Source organism: Rhabdothermincola sediminis (genome assembly GCF_014805525.1).
GTDB lineage: Bacteria > Actinomycetota > Acidimicrobiia > Acidimicrobiales > Acidimicrobilacustridaceae > Rhabdothermincola > Rhabdothermincola sediminis.
This window is the reverse complement of sequence record NZ_JACFSZ010000008.1, coordinates 103,661-130,351: the sequence shown is the minus strand read 5'-3', so window position 1 is coordinate 130,351 and position 26,691 is coordinate 103,661. Positions and strand designations below refer to the sequence as shown.

The window sequence follows — 26,691 nt, the reverse complement described above, 5'->3', positions numbered from 1 at the left end:
TCCCCCTCCCTCCCCCCGCAACTGTTCACGAGCACGCGGCCACCGACCGCGAATCCGTGAACAGTTCGAGGAGGGAAGAGAGCCCGTCAGCCGGGGGTGCGGGGGGTGAGCGACTCCAGGGTCCAGCTGCCGGACTCGGTGTAGGTGATCGTGCCGAGCGGCGAGGGCGAGTCGATCCGCAGGCTCCACTCCGACCGGATCGGCAGGCCGGTGCGAGCATCGAGCCACAGGTCCACCGTGCCCGTTCCTGACTGGGCGCCGGAGTAGGTTCGCTCGTCCCGCACGTGGTGAGCGAGCACCTCCTCGCTGCCCACCTGGATCGTCTCCGAGCCGACGTAGCGGTGCGGACCGGTGGTCGAGCTCGGCCCGGTCCCCGAGGCCTGGATGGCACAGGACTGGGTCCACTGGTCACCCGGTTCCATCTCGGGTCGCAGGACCACCGCTGGATCGCAGGTCGAGGTCGACAGCGACTCCGGGGCGATCACCACGAAGTCGAACCGCTGGAACACCTGGCCGCCGGTGTCGATCAGCGAGCCGTCCCGCCAGCAGTAGTTCCAGGTCTGCCAATGGTTCGAGTTGTAGTCGATCCGCATCTGGTAGCAGCCTTCGCCCGCCGGTGACACAGTCACCGGCATGGTCGGCCCCATCCGCTGCTCGGTCGCCTGGAAGCTCAGCTTCTCGCTGCCCTCACCGCGGGCCGTGTACACGCCGAACGGGGGCAGCTCCGCCCCGCCCGCCGGGGGAGGAAGGAGCGGCACCTGGGTGCGGTAGGACTCGACCGCCTCTTCGACCGACGGTGGCGCCGGTGCACGCCCCCGAACCGCGAGCACCGCGACGGCAGCGAGGCCGGCGGTCACCACGACCGCCACCCCAGCGGCGATCCAAGGCCATCGCCGGTGGGGACCCGACCCGGCGCCGACATCAGCGCCAGGATCCCCTACCACGAGGGCGGTTCGTCCCCGCGCCGCCCCGCCATCCACACGACCGTCACGCCGCGGGCGCCATGCGGTCCGCCTTGCCGAGCTGGTAGCCGGCCCAGAGCAGGACGAGGCCGAACGCCACCAAGTAGATGCCGAGGAGCACCGCGACGACCAGCACCGTCGCCCCCGGCCAGGCGATCACGACGATCCCCACCAGGATCGACACCACGCCCCGGGAGAGCAGGTGCGGGCGCAGCCCGGACTCGGCCGGCACCGTCAGGCCGGCGATCATCGACACCACGCCGGCCAGGATCAGCTCGATCCCGATCAGCAGCACGAGTGCCCACACGGTGATCGCCGGCCAGAAGACCGCCACCAGGCCGACAGCCAGGTCGAGCACGCCTCGCAACACCAACAAGCCCCAGTAGGTACCAGCCTTGTGGGTCACGAGCGCGTCGATGATCTGGGCCATGCCACCGACCGCGAGGAAGATGCCGACGACGATCGCCACGGTCTCGATGGTCTTGCCCGGCCAGGCGAGCACGAGCACACCCCCGATCAGGGCCAGCACGCCGGCGATCAACGCGATCGAGCGGCTGCTGCGGAGCAAGGCGAGCTGCTGGGACGGAGTGGGCATGCCAGCGGTCATCGGTGCCTCCTCTCCCGGGGGTTCGCACCACCTTACGCCTCGGGACCCCCAAAGGGGTCGATGGGTGTCGCTGGCTCACCCGACGGGCTCGGCGAGAACCTTCTCGAAGAACGCCCGATCGTGGAAGATCGAGACGTCCGAGAGGTACATCTTCCCGTACCGCTCGAAGTACATGAGCTGCTTGGTGAGCAGGAACGTGCTCCGATCCCAGTCCGACGCCACCAGGCCGTGCGCCTCGACCTGTGCTCGCACCCGCCGCTGCTCCCGGAAGCGACGGGCGATGGACCGGATGGAGCGGTCGTGGGCCTCGATGCCCTTCGCCCTCGCCAACTGCTCCTGCGGGGCGTTCAGGATCGCCGCCAGGCTGACCTCGCCGAACGGGGCGGTGAGCAACGGCTCCATCATGGTCCGGCAGAACTGCACCAGCTCGTCGCCTTCGAGGCCGAGCCCCTCCCTCAGCGCCGGTCCCACCATCCGGGTGAGGTGATCGGCGATGTCGGTCCAGCAGGTCTCGTCGCCGAGCGCACCCTGGATGAGGCGCCGGAAGAAGAAATGGGTCTCCGGGTCGAGCCGGCCGACGATGCCCCAGTCGATCACCCCGATGCGGCCATCGCGCAGCAGCAACAGGTTGCCGGCGTGCACGTCGCCGTGGAAGTTGCCCCACCGGATGGCGGTGAGCAGGAATCCCTGCACCACCTGCTGCACCACCGGCCGTGGATCGATGCCCAGCTTCTCGATGGCGGCCAGGTCGTCGACCGGCACCCCGTCGAGGAACTCCATGGTGAGCACCCGCGAGCTCGACAGTTCGGGGAACACCGCCGGTACGGTCACCAGCGGCAGATCGACCTGCTCCAGCAACCCGCGGTAGTGGATCATCGCCCGGGCTTCGTTGCGCAGGTCGAGTTCCTCGCCGAGCTGCTGGCGGAACCCGTCGAACATCTGGAGCAGCGAGCCGGCCATCTGGTCGCCGGTCTGGCGAGCGACGATCTCGAGCAACGGCTGGAACAGGTCGAGGTCGATCGCCACCCGGCGCTCGATGCCGGGACGGAGGACCTTGACCGCCACCTCCTCGCCGTCGTGGGTGCGGGCCCGGTGGACCACCGCGATCGACGCCCGCCCTATCGGATCGGGGTCGAAGTCCGCGAAGGCATCCTCCAGCGCCATCCCGAGCTCGTCCTCGATCGTGGCCCGCACCTGCTCGAGCGGCACGACCGGCCCGGTGTCGAGGCAGGAGCGGAACTCCTCCGCGAACTCCTCACCGAACACCCCCGGGGCGGAACCGATGAGCTGCCCGTACTTGAGGAAGGTCGTGCCGAGCTCCTCGAACGTCAGGCGCAGCGGGCGGGCGAACGCGTTGTCGGGCAGCGGGCGCTTGCGCAGCCCGCGATAGGCGAGGGGAGCGAAGTGCCTGGCCGCCACCCGGCCGATCTGGAGCGCCCTGCTCCGCAGCTGGCGACCGGTGGTCTCCGGGAGCCGCCGGGGATGCACCCGGGGCATGGATGGGTTCGCGCTCGACGTCACCGATCGCCCTCCTCATGCACTGGGTCGCCATTGTGGTGCCCGAGGAACGCCCAGGGCGAACACCCCCGACCCGCCGGGTGCTCAGGTGGCAGCCACGAAATCCACCACGACCCGGGCCAGCTCCTCGCCCCGGTCCTCCTGGAGGAAGTGGCCCCCACCCTCGATGGTGGTGTGCGCCTGACCGGCGGCACCCGGGATGCGCTCGCGAAGGACTCGCTCGGCACCCGCAGTGATGGGGTCGAGGTCGCTGAACGCGGTGAGGAACGGCCGGTCGTACCTTTCGAGCACCCGCCAAGCGGCGCGGTTGGCAGCGGACGCGGGATCATCGGGCCGGGTGGGCACCAGCACCGGGAACTGGCGCGCCCCTTCCTTGTAGGACTCGTCCGGGAACGGTGCGTCGTACGCGGCGATCACCTCCGGTGCCAGGTCGGTGACACAGCCGCCGTTGACGATCGCACCCACCGGGAACGTCTCGACCTCCTGCGAGAAGCGCTGCCACGCCAGGAATGCCTCACCAGGGTGGTTGTCGCCAGTGGGAAGGAACGTGTTGGCGGCCACCACCCGGGCGAAGCGATCGGGATGCTCACCGACGAGGCGCAGACCGATCAGCCCGCCCCAGTCCTGGCACACCAGGGTGACCCCCGACAGGTCCAGGGCGTCGAGGAGCGCGGCGCGCATCCAGTCCACGTGGCGCTGGTAGGTGTAGTCGCTGCGGTGGGCCGGCTTGTCGGATCGTCCGAAGCCCACCAGATCCGGTGCGATCGCCCGCAGCCCGGCACCGGTCAGCACCGGGATCATCTTGCGGTAGAGGTACGACCACGACGGTTCGCCGTGCATCAGCAGCACGATGCCGCCCTCGGGTGGTCCCTCGTCCAGGTAGTGGACCCGGAGCGAGCCGCCATCCCCGTCGGGGACCTCCACGTAGTGCGGCTCGAAGGGGAAGCCGGGCAGGTTCGTGAACCGCTCGTCAGGCGTTCGCAACGATTCCATCCCCCGCTTATTACAGAGGTTCTGTAACATGTCAAGCCGTGGGCCGACGCGAGCACTCGTCGGGACGATCGTCGATGAACTCTTCGGGACGCCCCTCGACACGGGAAACCCGGCTTCCTGCAGGGCCCGGCAAGGTCGATGGCCGGATCGCCCGATCGATCCGGACCCGCACCGCCATCATCGACGCGATGCTGGCGCTCATCGAGGAGGGGGACCTGCAGCCGACCGCGGCGCGGGTCGCCGAGCGAGCCGACATCTCCGAACGGCTCATCTACCACCACTTCGACGATCTCGAGGCGCTCCTGGCGGCGGTGGCAGAGCGCCAGAGCGAGCGGGTGGTCGAGCGTGTCAGGCCGATCGACGCGGCACGCGCGCTCCCCGAGCGCATCGACGAGCTGGTCGAGCAGCGGGCGGCCCTGTTCGAGTGGATCACCCCCTTCCGCCGGGCCGCGATGCTGCACGAGCCGTTCTCACCGGCACTGCGGGAGCGCCGCGACCAGGTGCTCGCGCACAACCGGCGCCAGCTCACCGAGGTGTTCCGTCCCGAGCTGCGCGCGCTGCCGGTCGGGGCACGGCGGGAGCTGCTGGCAGCACTCGATGCCACCACCAGCTGGGCATGGTGGGATACCGTGCGCAGCGCTGGACTGTCGGCTGCGGCCGCCCGGCGGGCGATGCACCGCACGATCGCCGCGTTGCTGGCCTGAGAGCCGGCCCTGGGCTGCCCGGCGCGGTCAGCTCGGCAGGTCCGCGTGCTGACGGATCCACGTGTGCATGGCGATACCCGACGCCACCCCGGCATTGATGGACCGGGTGGAGCCGAACTGGGTGATCGAGCACACCATCGAGCACGCGGCACGGGCCGCGCCCGACAGACCAGGCCCCTCCTGTCCGAAGAGCAGGGCGCACCGTCGGGGCAGCTGCACCCGCTCCAGGGGCACCGAGCCCGGCAGGTTGTCGATGCCGATGACGGACAGCCCCTCTCCCCGTGCCCAGCCGGCGAAGTCCTCGATCGTGTCGTGGTGACGAAGATGCTGGTACCGGTCGGTGACCATCGCCCCCCGCCGGTTCCAGCGGCGCCGACCGATGATGTGCACCTCGCCGGCGAGGAACGCATTGGCGTTGCGGACCACGGCGCCGATGTTCATGTCGTGCTGCCAGTTCTCGATGGCGACGTGGAACGGGTGGCGGCGCGCATCGAGGTCCGCCACGATCGCCTCCCGCGTCCAGTAGCGGTAGCGATCCACGACGTTGCGGCGATCGCCGTGGCGCAGCAGCTCCGGATCGAAGCGAGGGTCGTCCGGCCACGGCTCGGGGTGAGGCCCGACACCGACCTCGCCGTACGGCTCGGTCGTCCCGCTCGTCACCGACGCTCCACTCGTCTCGTCCATCGCGGTGCAAGCATCGCAGAGCCTGTCCCCGCGAACTATTGACAGTCAGGCTGCAAGTTCCTACGGTCGGGTGGTGCAGCTCGTGACCCTCGGCACCGGCAACCCCCTCCCGGACCCGCACCGCGCCGGGCCCGCCACGCTGGTGAGAGCCGCAGGCCTCGACTTCTTGTTCGATTGCGGGCGAGGCGTGCTGATGCGGGCCGCGGCCACGGGTGTGCTGCCCGCGGGCTTGGCGGCGGTCCTGTTGACCCACCTCCACAGCGACCACGTCACCGACTTCAACGACGTCGTGACCATGCGCTGGGCGATGTCACTCACACCACGCCCGCTGCCCGTGTACGGGCCGCCGGGCACCGAACGCTTCGTCCGGCGCACCCTCGCCATGCTCGAGGACGACATCGGCTACCGGCTCGCCCACCATCCCGACCTGGAATGGGAGCCCGAGTGCCAGGTGACCGAGGCGACGTCCGGCATCGTGTTCGACGAGGGCAGGATCCGCATCACCTGCGAGCCCACCGACCACCGGCCCGTGCACCCGACGGTCGGCTACCGCGTCGAGGCGGATGGGCACTCGATCGTCATCGCCGGCGACACGGTGCCCTGCGAAGGCCTCGACCGGCTCTGCGCCGGGGCGGACGTGTACGTACAGACCGTGCTGCACCGCCCGCTGGTGGAGAGCATCCCGGTCCCACGCCTGCAGGACATCCTCGGATACCACTCCAGTATCGAGGACGCAGCCCGCACCGCGGCGCGCGCCGGCGTGGGGACGCTGGTGCTCACCCATCCCATCCCTTCCCCCGCGCCCGGAACCGAGCAGGACTGGATCGACGCTGCCGCGACCGAGTTCGGCGGCGAGGTGGTGCTCGCCCACGACGGATGGGAGCTCACGCTCTGAGCCGTTCAGCCCGGGAGGAGTGCGGCTCCCCCCTCCTCGTGGAGGAGGTGCCGGGCGACGGCCCGACCCACCGCCACCGCATCGGTGCCGGCTGCCACGTGGCGCAGCACGGTGCTGCCGTCGGGCGCGGCGAGCATGCCCTCCAGGGTGATCATCCCGGTGCGGTCGTCGACGGTGGCATAGGCACCCGCCGGCAGGCCGCAGTCACCGCCGAGCTCGGCGAGGAACGCCCGCTCGGCATCGACCGCGGTGCGGGAGGCCGCGTGCTCCACAGCACGTAACCGGTCGCGCAGGCTCGCTTCGTCAGAGCGGCACTCGATGGCCAGCGCTCCCTGGCCGACCTGGGGGACCATCACCGACGGCGCAAGGATCTCGTGGTCGATGCCGGCCAGGTCGATGCCCAGCCGCACGATCGCCGCCACCGCCATCACGATCGCCCCGCCGGGCGGGATCTTCTCCAGGCGGGTGGCGATGTTCCCCCGCAGACCCTCGAAGACCAGATCCGGGCGCAGCGCGGCGAGCTGGGCGCGACGGCGGAGCGACCCGCTCGCCACCACCGCGCCCCGAGGCAGACTCGCCAACGTGTAGCCCACCAGCGCGTCACGGGGATCCGCTCGCTGGGGAACGGCCGCCAGCACCAAGCCGTCCGGGGTCGTCGACGGCAGGTCCTTGGCCGAGTGCACCGCCACGTCGGCTCGGCCATCCAGCAGGGCGGCTTGGACCTCCTTCACGAAGACCCCCTTGCCACCAATCTCCGGGATCGGGATGTCGAGCCGCCGATCGGCCGTGGTCTCCACCACCACCAGCTCGGCCTCGAGCTCCAGCCCGGCCGCGGTCGCAGCCCGCCGGAGCAGCCGCGCCGCGTGCTCGGCTTGCCAGCGCGCCAGGGCACTGCCCCGGGTGGCGATCCGCACGGCGGCCTCGCTCACGTGGTGGCGATCCGTCCCTGCCGGTCAGAGATCGAACAGGTCACGGACCGCTTCGGCCAGCCGCTCGCCCCGAGGAGTCCCGGCAGCTCCCTTGAGCCCAACGGTGGGCTCGTGCAGCAACTTCGCCACGAGCCCTCTGGTCAGCGCCTCGACGACCTCCCGCGCCACGGGATCGAGTGCCGAAAGCCGGGCCGAGAACCGCTCCAGCTCGGCTGTCCGGACGGCTTCGGCCTTGTCGTGGAGCGCGGCGATCAGCGGTGCGACCTCCCGAGCGGTGCTGAGCGCCGTGAACCGCTCGAGCTCCTCGGCGATGATGCGCTCGACGGCGGTCACCTCGCGCCGCCGCTCGGCCATCCCCGCCGAGGCGAAGGCGCGCAGGTCGTCCATGTCCAGCAGGGTGACGCCTGCCAGCTCCGCTGCGCCCGGATCGACGTCGCGGGGTACCGCCACGTCGACCACGAGCAACGGCCGGCCCGGGCGAGCCCGCATCACTCGGGCCAGGTCCCCGTGCTCGAGCATGATCGAGCTGGCGCCCGTTCCGGTGAGCAGCAGGTCGACGGTGGCGAGGGTCTCGTTCAGCTCGGCCAGCCGAACGGCCGTTCCCCCCACCCGGGTGGCCAGCTCCAGCGCCCGCTCCCAGGTGCGGTTGGCGACGAACAGGTCCCCGACACCCCGCTGCACCAGCGCTCGTACCATGCCTTCGCCCATGTCGCCCGCGCCCAGCACGAGCACCCGCCGGCCCTCGAGGCTGCCGAGCCGGTCGGCGGCCATGGCCACCGCTGCGGTCGACACGGACACGATGCTGCGCGAGATGCCGGTCTCGCTGCGGGCGCGCTTGCCGACTTCGAGCGCATGCCGGAACAGCATGTTGAGCGCCGCACCACTGGTGCCCTCGTCGCGGGCCCGCTCCCACGCCGCTCGAACCTGCCCGAGGATCTCGGCCTCGCCGACCACGGCGGAGTCGATCCCCGCAGCGACGGCGAACAGGTGGTGGACCGCGTCGTCGTCGTAGTGGACGTAGAGGTGATCGCTGAACTCCTCGGGTGGCAGGTAGGCGACTTCGGAGAGGAAGTTGCGGATGTCGTGGTAGGCGGGGTGGAACCGCTCGGCGAGGACGTAGATCTCGGTGCGGTTGCAGGTCGACAGTACGACGGCCTCGCTCACGAACTCCCGGGAGGCGACGTCGTGGAGGGCCTTGGGGAGTCGCGACTCGTCGATCGTCATGCGCTCGAGGAGATCGAGCGGGACGGTCCGGTGGTTCAGGCCGATGACGACGAGAGACACGCCTGGAGGCGCTCCTTGGCTTCGGCGAGGCGACCCTCGCGGATGAGCTCCAGCATTCCCGAGTCCAGGGCCCTTTGCCAATCGACCTCCTCGGTCGAGCGCCCCTCGGCTCGGATCCGTTCCCGCTCTTCGGCGACCAGCTCCACCAGCTCGCCGTACTCGGGCCCGATCTCGCGTTCGAGCCGCCGACGCAGCCACGTGGCGACCGCGGGGCTGCTCCCGGCGGTGGACACCGCGAGCAGCAGGCGACCGCGGCGCAGCCGAGCGGGAAGGGTGAACGCGCAGTGGTCGGGGTCGTCCGCGCTGTTCACCCAGACCCCGTGGGTCTCGCCGTCCAGGTACACCGCCCGGTCCACCTCGCGATCGCCGGTCGCCGTGATCACCAACCGGTACCCCGCGACGTCTCCCTCCCGGTAGGGCCGTTCGTCCCACGTGACCCCCGGCAGCGCCCGGATCACGTCACTGACCGCCGGGGCCACGACATGGACCGCCGCTCCCGCCTCCAGCAGGGCCTCCACCTTCTGTTGCGCGACCCGCCCACCGCCGACCACCAGGCATCGACGCCCGGTGAGCCGCAGGTTCACCGGGAAGAGCGGATCGTCCACCGGCATCAGCCCGGACCTGTCTCGGCGCTCGCCCGTGCCGGCCGAGGCCGGCGATCCACGGTCGCGGCCCGCCGCTCGGACTCAGCCGCCTTGGCCGGCTTCCCCACCCCCCGGCCGCCCGAGAGCCTGGCGGCGCCACCACCGGCGTCCGGGTTCAACTCGCCACGGGGGGTCGACCCGCCGTTCCCGTGACCGGTCGCGCCGGTGCGCGTGGCGGCGTCGATCGCCGCGTGCTGGCGGTAGAAGCTGAGGATCTGCAGCTCGAGCGCGAGGTCGACCTTGCGCAACGACGCTCCCGGTGGCACCGAGATCACGGTCGGAGCGAAGTTCAGGATCGACGTCACACCGGCCTCGGTCAGCCGGTCGGCGACCTGCTGGGCCACGGAGGCAGGGGTGGCGATGATGCCGATGGCGACCTCGTGCTCGCGCACCACGTCGGGCAGCTCGTCCAGATGCCGGACCCGCAGGCCCGCGACCTCCATCCCCTGCTTCGCGGGATCCGCGTCGATCAGGGCCGCCACCGGGAAACCACGGGCTCCGAACCCACCGTAGTTGGCCAGGGCTGCCCCGAGGTTGCCGATGCCCACGATCACCACCGGCCAGTCATGGGTGAGGCCCAGCTCGCGGCTCATCTGGAACAGCAGGTACTCGACGTCGTACCCCACGCCCCGGGTGCCGTAGCTACCCAGGTACGACAGGTCCTTGCGAACCTTCGCGGCGTTGACCCCGGCCAGCTCCGCCAGCCGCTCGGAGGAGATGGTGGTCGCCTTCTCCTCCGCCAGCTCGAGCAGGATCCGCAGGTAGACGGGCAAGCGAGCGACGGTGGCCTCCGGGATCCGTCGAGGGCCGCGCTCCATGGCCGCCGAGCGTAGTGGCCTCGTGCAACCGTTCACAAAGTCGTCGCCGGCCGTCGCACCACCGCGTTCCGGCTCCTGGGAGGCGTCCCGTAGCCTCGTGAGGATGACCCTCCACGCCGCGCTCGCCGCGGCGGCGACGCTGGTGTCGCTCGCCTTCGCCCTGTCGACCCTCGACCGCTGGCTCGATCGCCGGCGGCGCCACGAGGCCGCGTGGACCACTGCCCTGTTCATGTTCTCGATAGCCTCGGCGGCGCTGTGGTGGGGCGCGGCGCTCGGCTGGGACGAGGTCAGCTTCAAGGTCTTCTACCTGTTCGGGGCCATCCTCAACGTGCCGTTCCTCGCGCTGGGCACCGTCTACCTGCTCGGCCGGCCACGCACCGGCGATCGATGGGCGCTGGTCGTCTCCCTGCTCGGCGCGTTCTGTGCAGGCCTGGTGGTGTCGGCCCCGCTGGTGGCACCCATCGAGGAGGACGTGCTGCCCCGGGGCGCGGAGGTGTTCGGGGTCGGGCCCCGCATCGCGGCCGCGGTCGGTTCCGGAGTAGCCGCGCTGGTCATCATCGGCGGGGCGCTCGTGAGTGCCTGGCGGCTGCTGCGCACGGGCCGCAGGCCCGCCGCGGGCGGCGTCCCGCGCTCGCCGGTCTCGCCCCGCCGGCTGGCACTCGCCAACCTGTTCATCGCGGCGGGCACCCTCGTGCTGAGCACGGGAGGGCTGCTCAACTCGGTGCTCGACGAGATGGACGCGTTCGCCGTCTCCCTCGTGGTCGGCATCGCCATCATCTTCGGCGGCTTCCTGCTGACCGCCACCCCGGCCGTCTCGACCCCGCCACAGCCGTGGTACCCGCCCGACCGCCAGCGGGAAGGGCCGCTGGGCACCCCCACCCGTCTCACGCGCGCCTGATCACCCGCCTGGCGTCGTCGGCGGCCAACCCGGGCCGTTCAGCGCAGGGCGCGCCGGAGGACCTTCCCGGCGATCCCCCGAGGGAGCTCGTCCACGAACATCACCTTGCTCGGGCACTTGTACCGGGCGAGCCGCTCGGCGCACCACGCGACGATGTCATCCTCCTCCGCGGCCTTGCCCGGTGCGAGCACCACGTAGGCCTTCACCGCCTCACCGGAATGGGGGTGCGGGACCCCGACCACGGCACACGCCTCCACCGCGGGGTGCTCGGCCAGGACCGCTTCGACCTCGGCCGGGTAGACGTTGAAGCCCGACACGATGATGAGGTCCTTGGCCCGGTCGACGAGGAACACGTAGCCCTCGTCGTCCACCACCGCGATGTCACCCGTGCGGAGCCAACCGTCTGCCGTCAACGCCGCGGCGGTGGCCTCCGGCTCGTTCCAGTAGCCCTGGAAGACGTTCGGGCCCTGGACCCAGATCTCTCCCGTGTCGCCGGCGAGCACGTCCTCGCCGTCGGCATCGACCAGCCGCATGCGCACACCAGGCAACGGCAACCCGATCGAGCCCCACGGAGCGTCGGTGCCGGTGGCGGAGGTCACCACGGGGGACGCCTCGGTCAGCCCGTACCCCTCGTCGAGGTGGAGCCCGAAGCGGTCTTCGATGAGCTGCGCGGTCTCGATGGGCAACTTGGCCGCCCCCGAGATGCCGAGCCGGACCGACTCGAACGCCCGGGGGTCCGCTGCGGGCAGGCCGGCCCACGCCGCCCACATGGTCGGTGGGCCCGTGACGATGGTGATGCCGTGCCGCTCGATCGCCTCGAGACCCGAGGCAGGGTCGAAGCGCTCGATGAGCACCACCCGTGACCCCGAGTACAGGGTGAGACCGAGCATCACGTTGAGCCCGAAGATGTGGAACAGCGGCAGCACGCCGAACACGACATCGTCGGGATGCTGGCGCCGGGCCGCCAGCGCGTGCACCTGCTCGAGGTTCGACAGCAGGTTCCGATGGCTGAGCATCGCCGCTCGCGGTGGGCCGGCGGTGCCGCTCGTGAACATCAGCACCGCCAGCTCGTCGGGATCACGCTCGACGATCGGGACCGGCTCGGCCCCGAGCAGCTCCTCCAGCTCGACCGCACCAGCGAGCTCGGTGCCCGCCGCCACCAAGAGGTGCTCGAGGGACGGTACCGCAGAACGATCCAGCCCCTGCACCGACGCCTTGGCCGCCGGACCGGCGACGAGCGCTCGGCAGCCGGTGACCGCCAGCTCCCGTTCGAGCTCCAGCGCGGGAGCCAGCGGGTTCAGCGGCACCGCGATGCATCCCACGCCGGTCACCGAGAGGTAGGCGACCACGAAGTACCAGTTGTTGCCGCAGGCGATCCCGACCCGATCCCCCGCCTGCAACCCGAGACCGGTCAGGCCGCCGCGCAGCGCCGCCACCTGGGCCCGCAGCTCGCCGTAGGTCGTGGGCTTGCCCCGGCTGACGAGGGCCACGGCGTCGCCAGGATGCGGCTCGATGATCGAGGCGATGTTCACCGCCGCGCACCCTACCCACGGCTGCGCCGGGGTGCAGCCCCGACCACGGAGCGCGCGCCCTGATGGGCGCCGAGCCCGCTCAACCTCCGGCCTCCGGATGACGACAACACCTCAGAGAGGCTCCCCGCCCACGGGGAGGGCACGAGAGGCGACGAAGGGTCGGGTAGATGAGGATGTCACACCAGCGGGTTCGGAGGGCGAGCCACGGGAGGCTCCCCGCGGCCCTCGTGCTGGCCCTGGCGGTGATCGCCGCCGCTGGCCTGTGGGCCTCGCCAGTCCACGCCCAAAGCACCGGCGAGTGGCTGCGTCTGGTGAACGACCTGCGGTCCTCGCGCGGCCTCGCTCCACTGCAGCTCGATGCCAACCTCTCCTCGCTGGCCCAACGCTGGTCGGAGAAGATGGCCGCCGACGGCGCGATCTCCCACGACCCGAACCTCGCCGGGGGGGTCACGGCCGACTGGACGAAGCTGGGCGAGAACGTCGGCACCGGCACCGACCGGCAGGGCATCTGGCAAGCCTTCCTCAACAGTCCCCCGCACCTCGCCAACCTGGTCGATCCCCAGTTCACCCACATCGGGATCGGCACCACCTTCGTGGGGGACCGGGAGTTCGTGGTCCACCGGTTCATGGCCGTGGCCGGCGGCGGCTCGGCGGACGAGGGCTCCGGCGGGTCGGAGGTCACGACGAACGGCTCGGCCGGCGGCTTCGGAGCTGCCGCTCCGAGAGCATCCACCACGAGCCCGCCGGCGACCCACCCGCCGGCGGAACCCGACCCCGCCCCACCGAGCACCCCGGCCAGCCCACCGCCGCCGGCAGAGCCGGGCCGGGTGGCCGCGATGCTCGAAGCGCTGCGCGACGCCACCGGTTGAGCCGAAACGACATCACCCCCGGTCCGCGACCACACTTGGTGCCGTGACCGCCGCCATCGAGACCGTCGAGCTGACCCGCGGCTTCGCCAGCGGTCTGGCCGTCGACCGCGTCACGTTCTCCGTCGAGCGCGGGGAGGTGCTGGCACTGCTCGGGCCCAACGGGGCGGGCAAGACCACCACCGTCCGCCTGCTCAACGGCGTGCTGCGACCCGACCGGGGCACGGCTCGGGTCCTCGGCTTCGACGCCACCCGAGACGGCGAAGCGGTACGCCGACGCACCGGGGTCCTGACGGAGAACGCCGGGCTCGACGACCGGCTCACCACCCGGGAGAACCTGGAGTTCACCGCCCGTATCCGCGGCTTCAACGCCGCGGCCGCCCGGCGCCGGGTCGACGAGATGCTCGAGCGCTTCGGCATGGCCGATCGGGCCGGCGACCTCACCCAGGGCTTCTCCACCGGGCAACGGAAGCGGATCGCGCTCGCCCGCGCACTGCTGCACGATCCGGAGGTGCTGTTCCTCGACGAACCGACCTCGGGGCTCGACCCCGCCGGCACACGCGACGTGATCGACCTCATCCACGAGCTTGCAAGCGAGGGGCGTACCATCGTGCTGGCGACCCACTTCCTGGGCGAGGCAGGGCGACTCGCGCACCGCATGGCGGTCCTGCACAACGGCCGGCTGCGAGCCTTCGGCAGCCCCCAGGAGATCGCGGCGGAGATCTGGCAGGACATGGCCGCAGACCTGGACCTCGGCGGTCCGGCGACCGAACCGGTCCTCCGCGCCCTCCGCGCGATCGACGGCGTCACCCGGGCCACGGCGTCGCCCACCGGGGCCGAGCTACGCGTGAGGGGTCGTGAGGCGCTGGCCGCGGCGGTCGCCGCGCTCGTGGCGCACGAGGTGCAGGTGTTCGGTGCGGTCGCTCACCCGCCGACCCTCGAGGACGTCTACTTCGAGGTGGAGCGACGCATCCTGGCCGAGACCGGCGACGCATCCTTCAGTGACGGGTTCCTCCGCCGGCGCCTCCAGGGCTCGGAGAACCAGCGATGAGCGGGGCGGGGCACACGTCCGGGCAGGGCATGGACCGCCGGGCCATCCGCACGGTGGTCCGCAAGGACCTGACCGCGGTGCGGCGCTCGAAGCCCATCGTGCTGCCGATGATCTTCGTGCCGCTCATCCTGATCGTGGTGCTGCCGTTCGTGCTCGGGCTCATCGCCCGGTCTTCCTCGTCGCAACAGGTGCAGAACGCACTCTCGTCGAGTGTGGTGAAAGACCTCACCGGGCCGATCTCCTCGCTGCCCGAGCAGGAGCAGATGGTGGTGCTGACCCTCGGCTACCTGCTGCCACCGTTGCTGCTCGTCATCCCCCTGATGGTCTCGGCGGTGCTCGCCGCCGACGCCTTCGCCGGCGAGAAGGAACGCCGGACACTAGAGGGTCTCCTGCACCTGCCCATCAGCGACCGGGACCTCTTCGTGGCCAAGGTGCTCGGCGCCTTCCTCCCCGCGGTGGCCATCACCTGGATCGGCGCGGTGCTCTACGCGCTGGTGAGCAACCTCGTGGCCTGGCCGGTCACCGGGCGGGCCTTCCTGCCGTTCACCCAGTGGACGGTGATGATCGTGTGGATCGCACCCGCGATTGCTCTGCTGGCCCTCGGGCTGCTGGTGGTGGTGTCGTCCCGGGCCAAGACCACCCAAGAGGCGAACCAGCTCGGCGGCGCGGTGATCCTGCCGTTGATCTTCCTCGGCGCGACCCAGGCCTCCGCGCTGCTGTTGCTCCCCTGGTGGGGAGTCCTGGCTGCCGGCACCCTGATCTGGATGTTCTCGCTCGGGCTGGTGGCATTCAACGGGACGCGCTTCACGCGCGACCGCCTCGCCACCTCCGCCTGACCCAGACCGGACAGGCTCGGGTCAGCGGGAGCTGGTGATCTCGGCGAGGTTCGACGCGGCGGCGCGCACGGTCTTGCCCAGATCCAGTGAGTCCAGATCGACCGCCTGGGTGAGGCCCGGGACCTCGAAGGCCATCAGGCTCACCGTCGCGAGCCCCCGGCCCGAGCCGATGAACACGAAGCGCACCACGCCGCCGGCCGCAGCACCCCCGATGTCCATCGAGAAGCGCACAGTGGCGCCGGTGATGAAATCGACCCCGGCAGCGTTCGCATCGACCCCGACGTTGAACGCCGTCACCTGCACGTCGCTGGGCGTCGCCGTGACGTCGCCGCTGTCACCCATCTCCCGCGCCAGCGCATCGGACATGCAGGTCTGGAACCCAGGAGCGTTCGTGATCTTGCCGATCTGCTCCACGGTGGCGGCCGAGGGCCACAACTCCACGTCGTTGCTGATCTGGACCTCTTCGCCGACACCCTGCGAGAACGTGATCGACGCTCGCCCGGTCGATTCCGCCTCGACCGCGTCGCGGTCGTCGACCAGCTTCCGGCACGAGGCGACCTTCAGCAGGTCCCCCGACGCCGTGTTGGAGCTCCCCGTCGACGAGTCGACCTCGCCGGCGGACCACTCGCCCGGTGGGAGATCGGAGGTACCGATGAGCGCGCTCGTGGCCAGGCCCTCGTCGTCGGAGGTGTCGATGGTGGTCGTGGCCTTCGGTGCAGTCGTCGTCGGCGCGGAGGTCGTGGCCGGGGCGCTGTCCTGGTCCTTCCCCGCTTCACCACTCTCTTTGCTGCTGCACGCACTGAAGAGCAGGGCTCCTGCGAACGTGGCCGCAGCCAGCTTCGTCAACCTCGACATGTCTTCCTCCCAGCAATCGCCGACGACCACCCGACGGCGAACAGACGGCGAAAGCACAAGTCTTGCACACCGGTGCCGGCCCGGACGGCCCCGTGCGCTCGCCACTGACCGGCGGACGGGACGACCGAGCCTGGACACGGCTCGCGGAACCGCCGATCAGCGAGCCAGCACGAACAGCTGCAGCACCGCGGCGCCGAGGATTAGCAGGAGCAGGATGCCCAGGGTGATCACGGTTCCGGGTCTCACGGGCGAGCCTCCTTCCGGGCGAGGTGGACCGCGGTCGTGATCCCCGACTCCTCTCCCTCATCGCTGTCGGGGATCGGCTCCAGGCGAACTTCGGTCGATGGCCGCAGCCCGAGCTCCTGGGCCGCGGAGTGGCGGTCCACGACCACCGACACCAACCCGTAGGAGTCGACCACCAGGCCGATCTCGCCCGCAGCCAGCTCGGCGAACGTGCGCACCCGCCGAGCGGTGCGCTGCTCACCCTCGAAGCGCAGGCGCACCCGCTCACCGTACGGCTCGATCTCGGCCGGGTCCACGTTGAGCTGCGCGTTGCCGTACCGGTCGATCCAGAGCACCTCCCCCACGAGCGCAGCGCCGTCCTCATGGGTCACCGGCAGCACGCCGGGCAGGAGGGTCACGGGGTCGACCACCTCGCCGAGCTCCTCGAGCGGCACCCCGTTGCACAGGTGGGCCGCGGCGGGAGCGAAGACGTCCCGCCCGGCGAAGGTCGGCCCGGGGGCCGGGAGTTGGTAGTCGGGGTTGGTCAGGGCAACGGCTCGGGACGCGCCCCCGCAGAGCGCCACGGCTGGCGCCAGCACCCCGTTGTCGGGGCCGATCAGCACCGACATGCCCTCGCCGACTTCGACCGCCACCCCACGGCGGTCGGTGCCCACGCCTGGGTCCACGATGGCCAACACCACCCCGGGACACAAGTACTGGGCGCTCCGGGCCAGGGTGAGACCCGCGGCGCGCACGTCGTAGGGAGGTACGTCATGGGTGAGGTCGATCACCGTCACCTCCGGTGCGAGCGACCGGATCACCGAGTGCACCACGCCCACGAACTCGTCGACCCGCCCGTAGTCGGACAGGAACGTGACCGTGTCGTACCGCAACGGCATCGGGCCGACGGTAGCGGCGGGGGCCCGTCGCTGCGAACCGCCCGGCCCGGCCCGGCGAAGCTCAGCCAGCTTCGGTGTAGCGCTTCGCGAGGTAGGCGTCGACGTCTTCCTCGCGGATGCGGTAGCTCTTGCCCACCCGCACCGACGCGAGGTCGCCGGCCTTGATCAACCGGTACACGGTCATGGTCGAGACCCGCATCATCTGGGCCACCTCCGCCACCGTCAGGAAGCGCCCGCGCGACGCCGGTGACGCCACCTCAGAAGGTCCCCTCGCTCCGCATGGATCGACACCCTAACCGCGCACCGAGGGTGGCGAAAGCGGGCCCGGCGGCGCCCCGCACCCACCCCGGGCGCGGTCGTCTCCGGGTGGTGATCAGCCCCGCCCGAGCTGGCGCGACCGCTCCGTGGCGGCTTGCACCGCGGCGAGGAAGGCCGAGCGCACTCCACCCCGCTCGAGCTCATGCAGCCCCACCGCCGTGGTACCGCCCGGAGAGGTCACCGCGGCGCGCAGCACGGCCGCGTGCTCGTCGGACTCGCGCAGCAGCGTGCCCGAACCGATGATCGTCTGCACGGCGAGCACCTCGGCCACCTCTCGGGGTAGCCCCACGAGGACGCCCGCTTCGATCAGGCTCTCCGCCACCAGGAAGAGGTACGCCGGCCCCGAACCCGACAGCCCGGTCACCGCGTCGAGCTGCTCCTCCTTGACCTCCACCACGATCCCGACGGCATCGAGGATGGACCGAGCCCAGTCGAGGTCGGCCTGCCCGGCGCTGGCCCCGCCTGCGATGGCCGCCGCTCCGCACCCCACGACCGCCGGAGTGTTCGGCATGGCTCGCACCACGGCCACCCCGCCACCCAGCACCGACTCGAGGGTGCCGGTGTCGACGCCGGCCGCGATCGACAGCACCTGCCGCACGCCGGCGAGCGCGACCTCCTTGCACGCCTCCGGCACGTCGCCCGGCTTGACCGCGATGACCGCACCCTCGGCTGGCACGGGTGCGTCGATGACGGCGACGCCGGGGAAGGCCGAGCCGAGCTCGTCGCGGCGGGCAGCGATGCGCTCCACCACGGCTAGCTCGCCGGGCTCCGCCCACCCCGCCCGGAGCAGTCCGGCCAGGAGGGCCTCGCCCATGCGGCCCCCGCCCACCAGCTGGAGTCGAATCATGGGCCGGACGTTACCGCTTGCCTGCCGCCGTACCGGTCCTGGATCCTGCCCGTGCGCGCCACGAGGACCGCCATAGCCATCGCGAGAGCCACGACCGCGCCGATCAGGTACGTGCCCCCCGGGCCCACCGCACCCATCGAGACCGCGGCCAGCAGCGGCCCGGCGGTCTGCCCGGCGCGGGCCGCCCCCACCCAGGCCGCGACCACCGCGCCCCGGCTCGCCTCCGGTGCGTAGCCGGCGACGACATCCTGGACGGTCGGGATGGACATCCCTTCGCCGAACCCGTACAGCACCGCACCGGCGAAGACCAGTCCCAGGACGGGTGCGGCCCCGATGACCACGAAGCCGACCGTGAAGAGCATCGAGGCCACGAGGATCAGGGTCCGCCGCCCGAACCGTGCCCGCAGCCGGCCCAGCGAGAGCGCGGCCACGGTGGCCCCCGTCGCGGGAACCGCAAGCACGAAGCCCCGCCGGCCGGCGGCCAGCCCGAAGCGCTGCTCGAGGAGCAGCGGGAGCACGGTGAGGAACAGCCCGAAGACCAACACGAACAGGACGAAGCCGAACGAGACCGCGCCCAGCACAGCCGGCCGGCGCAACACCGCCAGCGCGTCGTGGACTTGGCGACGCATCGGGATCGTCACCGGGGTTGGACGCGGGGGGACGCCCCACCACACGGCCAGCGCGGTCACCAGCGCGAACCCGTACGGCGCGAACGACCATCGCCATCCGCCCGCCTCCGCCAGCAACCCACCCACGGCAGGGAAGATCGCCACCGACACCGTCAGCACTGCCGCGTTGTAACCGATCAACCGGGCCCGCTCGGTACCCTCCCAGTAGTCCCCCAGCAGCACCACGGCGAGGTTGATCAGCCCGGCCGATCCCACCCCTTGGACCAGCCGCAACCCGAGCAGAGCCCCGAACGACGGGGCGAACGCTGCGCCGACACCTCCCAGACCGAACACCACCAGGCAGGGCACGAGCACCTGTCGCCGCCCGAAGCGATCGGCCAGCAAGCCGATGGCGGGCGCGATGACGATGCCGGGCAAGGTGGCGGCCGCCACCAACGGTCCCGCTCCGGTCTCCGGGACCCCGAAGTCGTCGAGGATGTCCGGGAGGGGCGCGTTCACCAGCGTGTTGGCGAGGATGCCGGTCACGGTGATCGCGAACACCAACGCCAGCGCAGGTCGTTCACGCCGGCGGGCGGAGGGCCCGAGGAGCTTCACACCAGTGACCGTCTTCCCCGATCGGCGCCGGTGGGGGGGTGCTCCCCGGGCCCGCCGACCACCCTAGTCGGGGTGGTGATGAACAACAAGAAAAAGGAGGGAAAATGATTGATACTCATCGAAATCGTGAGGCGAAGCCGATCCGCAGCGCGGGACGGAAGCACTGCTCGACATACGAGTAGACCGAGCCCAGGATCCGATCGAGCTCCCCCTCGTCCACCGCGTGGATGGGGAGCTGGCCCACGAGGAACACCGCGTCCTCCTCACCGATGACGAACGCCATGCCGTTGAAGCCCGCGTTGCGACGCAGGAGGTGCTCGTAGAACCGGGCGTGGTTCTCCTCCGGCGCAGGCATGACGTAGGTCTCGTAGTGCAGGCTCCGCTGCCGCAGCGCGTACCGGACCGTGTAGACGTCCTTCTCCTCCCCGTGGATCCGCACGGACCAGCGACGATCGCCGACGAGTGGATCGACGTGCTTCTCGACGGCCACCACCACCGGGTTGCCGGCGAGTTGGTCCGCGAGCCATCGGTCGATGAGTCCCTCGACCCGGTCCCGCGCCTCCCGGGTCGCGATCTCGTCAGCCATGTGAACCTCCGACCCGTCGGGGCCGACCTCCCCCGGGCACCCGCGCCTCGTTCACGAGCAGGTCACGAGCGATCGGGCGGCGAGATCCGCGTAGAGACGGCGCAGCCGGGCAGCGGTCGTCGACCACGTGTACCGGCTGGCCCTCACGGCGGCCGACCTCGCCAACCCTTCGGCCAGCTCGTGGTCGGCGATGATCTCGCTCACGTACCCGGCGAAGGCCTCCGGGTCGCGCTCGTCGACGAGAAACCCGGTGCGGCCGTGCTGGACCAGCGTGGTGAGCCCGCCGACGCTGGCGGCCACGACCGGGGTGCCGCACGCGGCAGCCTCCAAGGCCACCAGCCCGAAGGACTCCGATCGGCTCGGTACGACGCACACGTCAGCGCTGCGGTAGTAGGTGGACAGCAGGTGATGGGGCTGTGGGGGCACGAACCGCACCCGGTCACCCAACCCGAGCTCGCTCACCAGTGCCCGCGCCCGGCGTTGCTCGGCCTCACCGTCTATCCCGCTCGGCCCGCCGACCACGACCAGCACCGCTCGGGGGTCGATCAGCGCCAGGCAGCGGATGGCGATGGTGAGCCCCTTGAGCGGTTGGATCCGGCCCACGAAGAGCAGCACTGGGTGGTCCCCCAGTCCGAGCGCCTGCCTCGCGCCGCGGCGATCACCCGGCGAGAAGAAGGCGTGGTCGACACCGGGTGGCACGATCTCCACCCGCTCCCGCGGCGCGCCGTACAGCTCGACGAGCTGTTCCAGCTCCGTCTCGCACGACGCGAGCAGTGCATCGGAGCAGGACACGACCTCGGTCTCGGCCTCGACACGCCTGGCCGGCTCCGGGTCGCCCGTCTCCGCCTTCACTCTGGCGAGCGTGTGGAAGGTCGAGACCAGTGGGAGCGAGAGCTCGTGCTTGAGCCGGTGGCCCGCCACCCCCGACAGCCAGTAGTTGGCGTGGATGGCGTCGGTGTCACCACCCCGGCGAAGGTGTCGCCCCACGGCCTCGGCGAACTCATCGGTCACCTCCGGAAGCTGTTCCTTGCTCAGGTCGTACGGTCCGGCCTCGACGTGGACCACCCGGAAACCCGCCTCCACCTCGATGGTCTCGGGGAGGTCGTGGCGCCAGCGACGCACGTAGACCGTCGAGTGGACGCCAGCTTGCGCCAGCGCGCCCACGAGCTCGCGGACGTAGACGTTCATGCCCCCGCTGTCGCCGATGCCGGGCTGTACGAGCGGGGAGGTGTGGAGGGAGAGGACAGCTAGGTTGCGCATGCGGATCAGCTGGCAACGCGGTCGCCGGGTTCGGATTCGGCCCGGAAGGTCTCGTAGATGTGGACGAGGGTCTTCTTCTGGGTCTCGGTCAGGCCCGGGTCACGGCGGATCTCCCCCACCACGTCGACCGAACCGTCGCGCTGATCGAGGATGCCGGCTCGCACGTAGAGGGTCTCCGCGGAGATCTCGAGGGCATGAGCGATCTGTTGCAGGATCTCAGCGGACGGCTTGCGAAGCCCGCGCTCGATCTGGCTGAGGTAGGGGTTCGACACCCCAGCGAGCTGCGAGAGCTTCCGCAGCGAGAGCTGGCCCACCCGGCGCTGCTCACGGATGAACGCACCGAGGTCGCTCCATCGCTGCTCCAGCTCGTTCACGTCCCCAAAGGTTAGGGCCGGGTCACTCCAGCAGCGACTCCACCGACGCCTCACCCGTCCGGTATCGGCGGGTCAGCTCCGCTTGCAGGGCGTCGATGCGTTCGTGGAAGGCTCGCCGGCGGTCGGACACCCGCCGCTCGATGTCGGCCAGCGCGCCCTCGAGGGCACGCAGCTCGTCGTCGGGCATCGAGGTCACCGCGGCGAGCCGGCCGTCGCCCAGCAGGGCGGCCAGCTCCGCTGCGAGCTGCGGATCGACGGTGGTGGGCTCCAAGGTTTGTGGCAACCGGCCGACGCCCTGCGCCCGGGTACCGTCCGCGAGCAGATCGGGCAGCTCCTTCACCAGCGCCGACAGGTCCGCGGGCTCAGGCTGGCCCGCATCACGCCGGGCGCGCTCGCGACTCACGATGTCGAGCGGTCCTTGCACCAGGCGCCGCAGGTAGGACAGGCCCGTCTCGACCTCGATGCACGCGGCCCGGCTGGCCCGGACCCGGTCTATCGGTTGGTGCTCGAGATCTGCGAGCACATCGGGGGCCAGCAGGTCCTCGGCATCGGGCGTCACGGCCAGAGCGTACCCCGGCCACCTCGACCAGGTCCCCGCCGGCGGGCTCCGACACCCGGACGTTCAGAGCAGGTACTGCCAGAGCATCCAGGCCCAGATCGGCGTCACGAGGAGGTAGGAATCGAGCCGGCGCAACGCGGGAACCCGGGCGTCGGCGGACGGCGCCAGCACCGGCGCGAGGAACCGCCCGAGTGGGGCGAGCACCGCGACGAACCCCCCGAAAACCCAAGCCGAGCCGCTCTCGAAAGGCGGCAGCTCGAAGACCGCCACCGTGAAGGTGAGCACCAAGACGGCGGCAATACCGGCGACCGGCCCCTCCACCGGGCTCGCGGCGCCGGTGCCGACGAGGTAGTCACCGGTCTCGAAGGCCGACACCAGCACCACCAGCGTGACGAGCGCCGCCGCGTCCGTACGGGCGAGGAACACCGCCGACGCGGCCGCCAGGGCGACGAAGAAGCCGCATCGCAGCGTGTACCCCGCGGCGGCGACCGGGTGCAAGCGGCGGCGGGGCTGCACGGCGGCGACAAGCGCGGCCGCCGCGGCGAACGCCAGCGCGGCCACGCCGGCCAGCCCGATGCCCAGCGTCGCCGCCACCGGCATCGCCAGCGCACCGGTGCCGGCCACCAGCCGGCTCGGCCGCCGACGGGTCCGTCGCCAGGCGGCGGCGGTCTGCAGCGCGGCGGCGAACGCCACGATCCCGAAGAGCAGGGCCACCGCGACCGAGCCCGCGACGGCGGCCGCCACCGCCAGCACGAACCAGAGGATCCCCATCCGCACCCGTGGGCCCTCGAGGTCGTAGCCACTGACCAGGCGGTCCACCCAGGCGAACGAGGCGAAGTCGTCCGCGGAGCCGGCCCCGGTCGGTCGTGCCGGTCGCATCACCTCACGCCGACCGCGCCACCGGACACGGGAGGCAGCACCGCGATCTCGTCGCCCTCGCCGACCGCGGCATCCCGAGTGATCGGCTCGCCGTTGCACCACACCCGGCAGCCCGCCAGGACCTCGGCGAACACGCGCCCGTACCGGGCTTCGGCCGCATCGAGCACCTCGCCGACGGTAGCCCCCGGAACGGTGTCGCGCGCCGTACCGGCTGCCTCTCTCGCCGAGGCGAACAGGCGGAGCGTCGCCATGGACCCGAAGCGTAGTGCCGGCTCGCTCCTCGCCCGCCCGCCCGGGTGCGGGCGGCCGAAACGTGGGCGGTCAGCCACTACGGTTGCCCGCCGTATGACCCGGATGCTGCTCGTCCGCCACGGCCAATCGGAATGGAACGCCCAAGGCCGGTGGCAGGGCCGGGCCGATCCCCCCCTGTCCGGGCTGGGACGCCGCCAGGCACGCCACGCCGCCGCTCGCCTGGGGCGCGTCGATGCCATCGTCGCCTCGCCACTACGGCGTGCATTCGACACGGCCGGCATCATGGCCGAGCAGCTCGGTGTGGGCCCGGTGATCCCTGACGCCGACCTGGTCGAGCGGGACGCGGGTGAGTGGTCCGGACTGACCCGAGCCGAGATCGAAGCCCGGTGGCCGGGCTGGATCGAGGCCGGTCGGCGCCCGAAGGGCTACGAGAACGACGATTCGGTGATCGAACGGGTGACGCGGGCGCTGGAGCGCATCGAGCGTCGGCACCGGGGGGCCGAGGTGGTGATCGTGTGCCACGGCGGGATCATCTACGCGCTCGAGGGCTACCACGGCGACCCTGCCGGACGGATCCCGAATCTCGGGGCCCGGTGGGTGACGCACCACGGTGGGCACCTCGAACTCGGTGACCGGCTGCTACTGGCCAGTGAGGACGAGCTCACCGTCCCGTCAGTGTTGTGACCAGCGGCGCTGCCCCACCGCGTCAGCCGTACCAGCCGGCCACGTCCGCGATCACCTGCACCGAGCCCCGGTTGTTGAACACGCTCACCTTGCCGGTGCCGAGCTTGGCGGTGACCGCGTTGGGAATGGTCCAGCCCGGCCTCCAGTTCGAGCTCGACACCGTCGGGCGGGGCTGGCCCTTCGGCCACACCGACAGGAACGAGCTGTCGGTGGTCTCGGTGACCGTCACGTTCATGAGGACCGCGGTGGCCAGCGACGGAACTGCGGCCGTCCCGCCGGTCACGGTCACGTCGCGCGTGGTCCCGGCGCTCCAAGGCGATGAATACGGCCCCACCTGTGAGGTCGGTCGCGAGTCCAGGATGCGGCCGGGGTCGACGGGGTAGAAGGTCCATCCTGTCCCCCGGCGGAAGTAGCCCACGACGTCGACGATCACGTGCACGCTGCCGCGGTTGTTGAACATGCTCACCATCCCGCCGGCACCCACCTTCACCGTCACCGCGTTCGGGACGGTCCAGCCCGCCTGCCAGTTCAGGCTCGACACCGTCGGGCGGGCCTGGCCCTTCGGCCACACCGACAGGAACGAGCTGTCGGAGGTCTCGGTGACCGTAACGTTCAATACCACCGCCTCGGCATCGCCCGGCACACCACCTATGCCGGCCACCTGCACGTCACGCGTCATCCCGGCGCCCCACGGCGAGGAGTAGGGCCCCACCTTGGAACCCGCACGGGAATCGAGGATCCGTGCCGGATCCAGCGGGGTGAACCCCGCACCACCGGTCGGGTCGTAGAAACCGACCACGTCGACGATCACGTGCACGCTGCCGCGGTTGTTGAACATGCTCACCATCCCGCCGACACCCACCTTCACCGTCACCGCGTTCGGGACGGTCCAGCCCGCCTGCCAGTTCAGGCTCGACACCGTCGGGCGGGCCTGGCCCTTCGGCCACACCGACAGGAACGAGCTGTCGGAGGTCTCGGTGACCGTAACGTTCAACACGACCGCGGTCGCGGTCGACGGGACACCACCCACACCCGTCACCTGCACGTCACGGGTGGTCCCCGCGCCCCACGGCGAGGAGTAGGGCCCCACCTTGGAACCCGCACGGGAATCGAGGATCCGGACGGGATCGAGCGAGGTGAACCGGGATGCACCCTCGGGAGCGAGACCGAGATCACGGATGTAGGTGGCCGTGTCGTCTCCCGTGGTGCCCCCGCGTAGCTTGCTCGAGTAGGACTCGAACGCGATGTACCGGCCGTCGGCGGAGATGCGGGGACCGTCGTCGTAGAACGGGTCCTCGGAATCGCCGTCCGTCTCACCGCCGTTCGCCAGCAGCGACGCCCGCTCGGTCGATGCGAACACCCGGTCCCGGACGAACACGTCGAGCGATTCGTTGTTGTCGTCGGGAACGATGTCGTCGGCATCGCTGGTGTAAGTGATGAACCGGCCGTTCGCTGAGATGGCGGGCAGATACGAGTCCCCGCCGGGGACGGTGTCGTCGGTGGTGACCGACACCAGCTCGGTGCGGCCGAGCTGCCGATCGCGCACGAACACGTCGTTGTTGACACCCACGTCTCGGGGATCGAGGTTGGTCGAGTCCGAGTCGAACACCACGAACCGACCGTCACCGGAGATCGCCGCGTTCTGCGCGTCGCCGTTGGCACTCACCCCGGCCGTGTTGACCGACACCAGGGTCGTGCTGCCCAGGAGGCGATCCCGGACGTAGATGCCGCTGGTGTTGAACGGCGAGTCACCACCCAGGTTGTTCGCCGTGGACTCGAAGGCCACGAGCCGGCCGTCCGCGGAGATCGACGGGTTGTCCGAAGGGCCGTCGCCTGGCACACCGCTCGGGGCCGCCGAGATGCGATCCAGCGAGCCGGTCTGACGATCGAGGACGTAGACCTGCTTGCGGGTCGTCCCGCCGGGCCAGAGGTTCGTTGCGTCGGAGGCGAAGGCCACGAACCGCCCGTCGGCTGACAGGCTGCCCACCAAGGAGTTGCCGTCGGCCTGCTCCCCGTTCGCCCCGACCGAGACCCGCTCGACCGTGCCGGTGGCGCGGGTGAACACGAACAAGTCCCAGCGGAGGTTGGTGTCACCGGCGACCAGGTTGGTGGCGTAGGAGCGGAACAGCACGACCCCTCCGTCGGCGCTGATCGACACCGGGATCGACGCGGCGTTCCCCGGTAGACCGCCCAGCCCGCGAGACACGTGCACGATGGGCGTGGCGGCCGATCCGAGGCCGGGCCCGCGCAGGTAGACCTGGGTCGGCACGCCGGGCACCCCGGCCAGCACGCTCGGCGAGGTGGAGGAGAACGCCAGGTACTGCCCGTCCCCCGAGAGCTGCCCGGCCCACCCGCTCACGATGGTCCCGCTGGTGTTGGCCGAGCCCCGCAGGGTGGTCGCGCCCGGGTTGAGCGCTCGCACCGGGCGAGCGATCACGGCCGGGAGCGCCGCGGCCAGCAGCGCGAGCAGGATCAGCGGGGCGGAGCAGCGGGCGGCTCGAGTCGTCATGGA

The 26,691-nt window shown here is 71.1% G+C and carries 29 protein-coding genes; 7 read left to right on the top strand and 22 right to left on the bottom strand.

Annotated elements, in window-relative coordinates; all coding sequences use genetic code 11:
• Window positions 1–86 precede the first annotated feature (86 nt).
• The 4 genes from HZF19_RS08520 to HZF19_RS08505 form a co-directional block, all read right to left on the bottom strand.
• A complete protein-coding gene (locus HZF19_RS08520) occupies window positions 87–857 on the bottom strand; it encodes a hypothetical protein (RefSeq protein ID WP_208028337.1) in 771 nt (256 codons plus the stop codon).
• A 130-nt stretch (window positions 858–987) separates the two neighbouring features.
• Window positions 988–1,569, bottom strand: coding sequence for an HdeD family acid-resistance protein (locus tag HZF19_RS08515; RefSeq protein WP_208028336.1), 582 nt, complete (start codon window positions 1,567–1,569; stop codon window positions 988–990).
• A 75-nt stretch (window positions 1,570–1,644) separates the two neighbouring features.
• The gene (locus HZF19_RS08510; protein ID WP_208028335.1) at window positions 1,645–3,090 is read right to left on the bottom strand and encodes an ABC1 kinase family protein; all 1,446 of its coding nucleotides are present in this window, start codon (window positions 3,088–3,090) and stop codon (window positions 1,645–1,647) included.
• A gap of 81 nt (window positions 3,091–3,171) precedes the next feature.
• The gene (locus HZF19_RS08505; protein ID WP_208028334.1) at window positions 3,172–4,080 is read right to left on the bottom strand and encodes a haloalkane dehalogenase; all 909 of its coding nucleotides are present in this window, start codon (window positions 4,078–4,080) and stop codon (window positions 3,172–3,174) included.
• A gap of 74 nt (window positions 4,081–4,154) precedes the next feature.
• Here HZF19_RS08505 and HZF19_RS08500 point away from each other — a divergent pair, with 74 nt between their 5' ends.
• Window positions 4,155–4,784, top strand: coding sequence for a TetR/AcrR family transcriptional regulator (locus tag HZF19_RS08500; protein WP_208028333.1), 630 nt, complete (start codon window positions 4,155–4,157; stop codon window positions 4,782–4,784).
• Between the two features lie 27 nt (window positions 4,785–4,811).
• Here the strand turns inward: HZF19_RS08500 and HZF19_RS08495 are convergent, their stop codons facing one another.
• Window positions 4,812–5,468: a TrmH family RNA methyltransferase gene (locus HZF19_RS08495; RefSeq protein WP_208028332.1), complete on the bottom strand. Its 657-nt coding sequence runs from the start codon at window positions 5,466–5,468 to the stop codon at window positions 4,812–4,814.
• 70 nt (window positions 5,469–5,538) lie between these two features.
• Between HZF19_RS08495 and HZF19_RS08490 the strand changes: the two genes are divergently transcribed.
• Complete coding sequence (locus HZF19_RS08490; RefSeq protein ID WP_208028331.1) at window positions 5,539–6,363, top strand: MBL fold metallo-hydrolase; 825 nt, start codon at window positions 5,539–5,541, stop codon at window positions 6,361–6,363.
• Window positions 6,364–6,368: 5 nt separating this feature from the next.
• On the opposite strand, the gene hemC is transcribed toward HZF19_RS08490, so the two are convergent.
• From hemC to HZF19_RS08470, 4 genes are read right to left on the bottom strand one after another with little or no spacing between them, the layout of a single operon-like run.
• On the bottom strand, window positions 6,369–7,292 hold the full coding sequence (hemC, locus tag HZF19_RS08485) for a hydroxymethylbilane synthase (protein WP_208028330.1): 924 nt from the start codon (window positions 7,290–7,292) through the stop codon (window positions 6,369–6,371).
• A 24-nt stretch (window positions 7,293–7,316) separates the two neighbouring features.
• The gene (locus HZF19_RS08480) at window positions 7,317–8,576 is read right to left on the bottom strand and encodes a glutamyl-tRNA reductase (protein WP_208028329.1); all 1,260 of its coding nucleotides are present in this window, start codon (window positions 8,574–8,576) and stop codon (window positions 7,317–7,319) included.
• Window positions 8,552–9,181 (bottom strand): precorrin-2 dehydrogenase/sirohydrochlorin ferrochelatase family protein, encoded by a 630-nt coding sequence (locus tag HZF19_RS08475; protein WP_208028328.1) that lies wholly within the window; start codon window positions 9,179–9,181, stop codon window positions 8,552–8,554. Before HZF19_RS08475 ends, HZF19_RS08480 begins: the two co-directional genes overlap by 25 nt.
• A gap of 5 nt (window positions 9,182–9,186) precedes the next feature.
• Complete coding sequence (locus tag HZF19_RS08470; protein ID WP_208028327.1) at window positions 9,187–10,038, bottom strand: redox-sensing transcriptional repressor Rex; 852 nt, start codon at window positions 10,036–10,038, stop codon at window positions 9,187–9,189.
• Window positions 10,039–10,141: 103 nt separating this feature from the next.
• Here HZF19_RS08470 and HZF19_RS08465 point away from each other — a divergent pair, with 103 nt between their 5' ends.
• The gene (locus HZF19_RS08465) at window positions 10,142–10,936 is read left to right on the top strand and encodes a hypothetical protein (RefSeq protein WP_208028326.1); all 795 of its coding nucleotides are present in this window, start codon (window positions 10,142–10,144) and stop codon (window positions 10,934–10,936) included.
• A 38-nt stretch (window positions 10,937–10,974) separates the two neighbouring features.
• On the opposite strand, the gene HZF19_RS08460 is transcribed toward HZF19_RS08465, so the two are convergent.
• Window positions 10,975–12,468: a long-chain-fatty-acid--CoA ligase gene (locus tag HZF19_RS08460; protein ID WP_208028325.1), complete on the bottom strand. Its 1,494-nt coding sequence runs from the start codon at window positions 12,466–12,468 to the stop codon at window positions 10,975–10,977.
• A gap of 167 nt (window positions 12,469–12,635) precedes the next feature.
• On the opposite strand from HZF19_RS08460, the gene HZF19_RS08455 reads away from it, so the two are divergent.
• The 3 genes from HZF19_RS08455 to HZF19_RS08445 are packed head-to-tail and all read left to right on the top strand — an operon-like array spanning window position 12,636 to window position 15,221.
• Complete coding sequence (locus HZF19_RS08455) at window positions 12,636–13,337, top strand: CAP domain-containing protein (RefSeq protein WP_208028324.1); 702 nt, start codon at window positions 12,636–12,638, stop codon at window positions 13,335–13,337.
• Window positions 13,338–13,380: 43 nt separating this feature from the next.
• A complete protein-coding gene (locus tag HZF19_RS08450; protein WP_208028323.1) occupies window positions 13,381–14,385 on the top strand; it encodes an ABC transporter ATP-binding protein in 1,005 nt (334 codons plus the stop codon).
• On the top strand, window positions 14,382–15,221 hold the full coding sequence (locus tag HZF19_RS08445; protein ID WP_208028322.1) for an ABC transporter permease subunit: 840 nt from the start codon (window positions 14,382–14,384) through the stop codon (window positions 15,219–15,221). The genes HZF19_RS08450 and HZF19_RS08445 overlap by 4 nt, the downstream gene beginning before the upstream one ends.
• A 21-nt stretch (window positions 15,222–15,242) precedes the next feature.
• Here HZF19_RS08445 and HZF19_RS08440 read toward each other — a convergent pair whose 3' ends face one another.
• The 11 genes from HZF19_RS08440 to HZF19_RS08390 form a co-directional block, all read right to left on the bottom strand.
• On the bottom strand, window positions 15,243–16,076 hold the full coding sequence (locus HZF19_RS08440; RefSeq protein WP_208028321.1) for a hypothetical protein: 834 nt from the start codon (window positions 16,074–16,076) through the stop codon (window positions 15,243–15,245).
• 242 nt (window positions 16,077–16,318) lie between these two features.
• Window positions 16,319–17,197, bottom strand: coding sequence for an SAM hydrolase/SAM-dependent halogenase family protein (locus tag HZF19_RS08435; RefSeq protein WP_208028320.1), 879 nt, complete (start codon window positions 17,195–17,197; stop codon window positions 16,319–16,321).
• A gap of 61 nt (window positions 17,198–17,258) precedes the next feature.
• Window positions 17,259–17,453 carry a helix-turn-helix domain-containing protein gene (locus HZF19_RS08430; RefSeq protein ID WP_307781172.1) on the bottom strand — a complete coding sequence of 65 codons (195 nt, stop codon included), beginning with the start codon at window positions 17,451–17,453 and terminating at the stop codon, window positions 17,259–17,261.
• A 117-nt stretch (window positions 17,454–17,570) separates the two neighbouring features.
• Complete coding sequence (proC, locus tag HZF19_RS08425) at window positions 17,571–18,362, bottom strand: pyrroline-5-carboxylate reductase (protein WP_208028319.1); 792 nt, start codon at window positions 18,360–18,362, stop codon at window positions 17,571–17,573.
• Window positions 18,359–19,585 (bottom strand): MFS transporter, encoded by a 1,227-nt coding sequence (locus HZF19_RS08420; RefSeq protein ID WP_208028318.1) that lies wholly within the window; start codon window positions 19,583–19,585, stop codon window positions 18,359–18,361. Before HZF19_RS08420 ends, proC begins: the two co-directional genes overlap by 4 nt.
• Before the next feature lie 115 nt (window positions 19,586–19,700).
• On the bottom strand, window positions 19,701–20,171 hold the full coding sequence (locus tag HZF19_RS08415) for a YbjN domain-containing protein (RefSeq protein WP_208028317.1): 471 nt from the start codon (window positions 20,169–20,171) through the stop codon (window positions 19,701–19,703).
• A 51-nt stretch (window positions 20,172–20,222) separates the two neighbouring features.
• Window positions 20,223–21,431 (bottom strand): glycosyltransferase, encoded by a 1,209-nt coding sequence (locus tag HZF19_RS08410; protein ID WP_208028316.1) that lies wholly within the window; start codon window positions 21,429–21,431, stop codon window positions 20,223–20,225.
• Window positions 21,432–21,436: 5 nt separating this feature from the next.
• Entirely contained in the window at window positions 21,437–21,796 is a 360-nt protein-coding gene (locus tag HZF19_RS08405; RefSeq protein ID WP_235979696.1) for a helix-turn-helix domain-containing protein, read from the bottom strand.
• 31 nt (window positions 21,797–21,827) lie between these two features.
• Window positions 21,828–22,364: an RsiG family protein gene (locus HZF19_RS08400; protein ID WP_208028314.1), complete on the bottom strand. Its 537-nt coding sequence runs from the start codon at window positions 22,362–22,364 to the stop codon at window positions 21,828–21,830.
• A 63-nt stretch (window positions 22,365–22,427) separates the two neighbouring features.
• Complete coding sequence (locus HZF19_RS08395) at window positions 22,428–23,243, bottom strand: hypothetical protein (protein ID WP_208028313.1); 816 nt, start codon at window positions 23,241–23,243, stop codon at window positions 22,428–22,430.
• A complete protein-coding gene (locus HZF19_RS08390; RefSeq protein WP_208028312.1) occupies window positions 23,243–23,494 on the bottom strand; it encodes a MoaD/ThiS family protein in 252 nt (83 codons plus the stop codon). Before HZF19_RS08390 ends, HZF19_RS08395 begins: the two co-directional genes overlap by 1 nt.
• A 94-nt stretch (window positions 23,495–23,588) precedes the next feature.
• On the opposite strand from HZF19_RS08390, the gene HZF19_RS08385 reads away from it, so the two are divergent.
• Window positions 23,589–24,179 carry a histidine phosphatase family protein gene (locus HZF19_RS08385; protein WP_208028311.1) on the top strand — a complete coding sequence of 197 codons (591 nt, stop codon included), beginning with the start codon at window positions 23,589–23,591 and terminating at the stop codon, window positions 24,177–24,179.
• Window positions 24,180–24,201: 22 nt separating this feature from the next.
• Here the strand turns inward: HZF19_RS08385 and HZF19_RS08380 are convergent, their stop codons facing one another.
• Window positions 24,202–26,688, bottom strand: coding sequence for a TolB family protein (locus HZF19_RS08380; protein WP_208028310.1), 2,487 nt, complete (start codon window positions 26,686–26,688; stop codon window positions 24,202–24,204).
• Window positions 26,689–26,691: the final 3 nt, after the last annotated feature.

Bases quoted from the DNA above. Each gene is read 5' to 3' on its own strand.
- HZF19_RS08500 (WP_208028333.1), top strand. From the start codon at position 4,155: ATGAACTCTTCGGGACGCCCCTCGACACGGGAAACCCGGCTTCCTGCA.
- HZF19_RS08455 (WP_208028324.1), top strand. From the start codon at position 12,636: ATGAGGATGTCACACCAGCGGGTTCGGAGGGCGAGCCACGGGAGGCTC.
- HZF19_RS08410 (WP_208028316.1), bottom strand. From the start codon at position 21,431: ATGCGCAACCTAGCTGTCCTCTCCCTCCACACCTCCCCGCTCGTACAG.
- HZF19_RS08440 (WP_208028321.1), bottom strand. From the start codon at position 16,076: ATGTCGAGGTTGACGAAGCTGGCTGCGGCCACGTTCGCAGGAGCCCTG.
- HZF19_RS08465 (WP_208028326.1), top strand. From the start codon at position 10,142: ATGACCCTCCACGCCGCGCTCGCCGCGGCGGCGACGCTGGTGTCGCTC.
- HZF19_RS08515 (WP_208028336.1), bottom strand. From the start codon at position 1,569: ATGACCGCTGGCATGCCCACTCCGTCCCAGCAGCTCGCCTTGCTCCGC.
- HZF19_RS08435 (WP_208028320.1), bottom strand. From the start codon at position 17,197: ATGCCGTTGCGGTACGACACGGTCACGTTCCTGTCCGACTACGGGCGG.
- HZF19_RS08505 (WP_208028334.1), bottom strand. From the start codon at position 4,080: ATGGAATCGTTGCGAACGCCTGACGAGCGGTTCACGAACCTGCCCGGC.
- HZF19_RS08395 (WP_208028313.1), bottom strand. From the start codon at position 23,243: ATGCGACCGGCACGACCGACCGGGGCCGGCTCCGCGGACGACTTCGCC.
- HZF19_RS08415 (WP_208028317.1), bottom strand. From the start codon at position 20,171: ATGGCTGACGAGATCGCGACCCGGGAGGCGCGGGACCGGGTCGAGGGA.
- HZF19_RS08445 (WP_208028322.1), top strand. From the start codon at position 14,382: ATGAGCGGGGCGGGGCACACGTCCGGGCAGGGCATGGACCGCCGGGCC.
- HZF19_RS08380 (WP_208028310.1), bottom strand. From the start codon at position 26,688: ATGACGACTCGAGCCGCCCGCTGCTCCGCCCCGCTGATCCTGCTCGCG.
- HZF19_RS08385 (WP_208028311.1), top strand. From the start codon at position 23,589: ATGACCCGGATGCTGCTCGTCCGCCACGGCCAATCGGAATGGAACGCC.
- HZF19_RS08495 (WP_208028332.1), bottom strand. From the start codon at position 5,468: ATGGACGAGACGAGTGGAGCGTCGGTGACGAGCGGGACGACCGAGCCG.
- HZF19_RS08390 (WP_208028312.1), bottom strand. From the start codon at position 23,494: ATGGCGACGCTCCGCCTGTTCGCCTCGGCGAGAGAGGCAGCCGGTACG.
- HZF19_RS08470 (WP_208028327.1), bottom strand. From the start codon at position 10,038: ATGGAGCGCGGCCCTCGACGGATCCCGGAGGCCACCGTCGCTCGCTTG.
- proC (WP_208028319.1), bottom strand. From the start codon at position 18,362: ATGATTCGACTCCAGCTGGTGGGCGGGGGCCGCATGGGCGAGGCCCTC.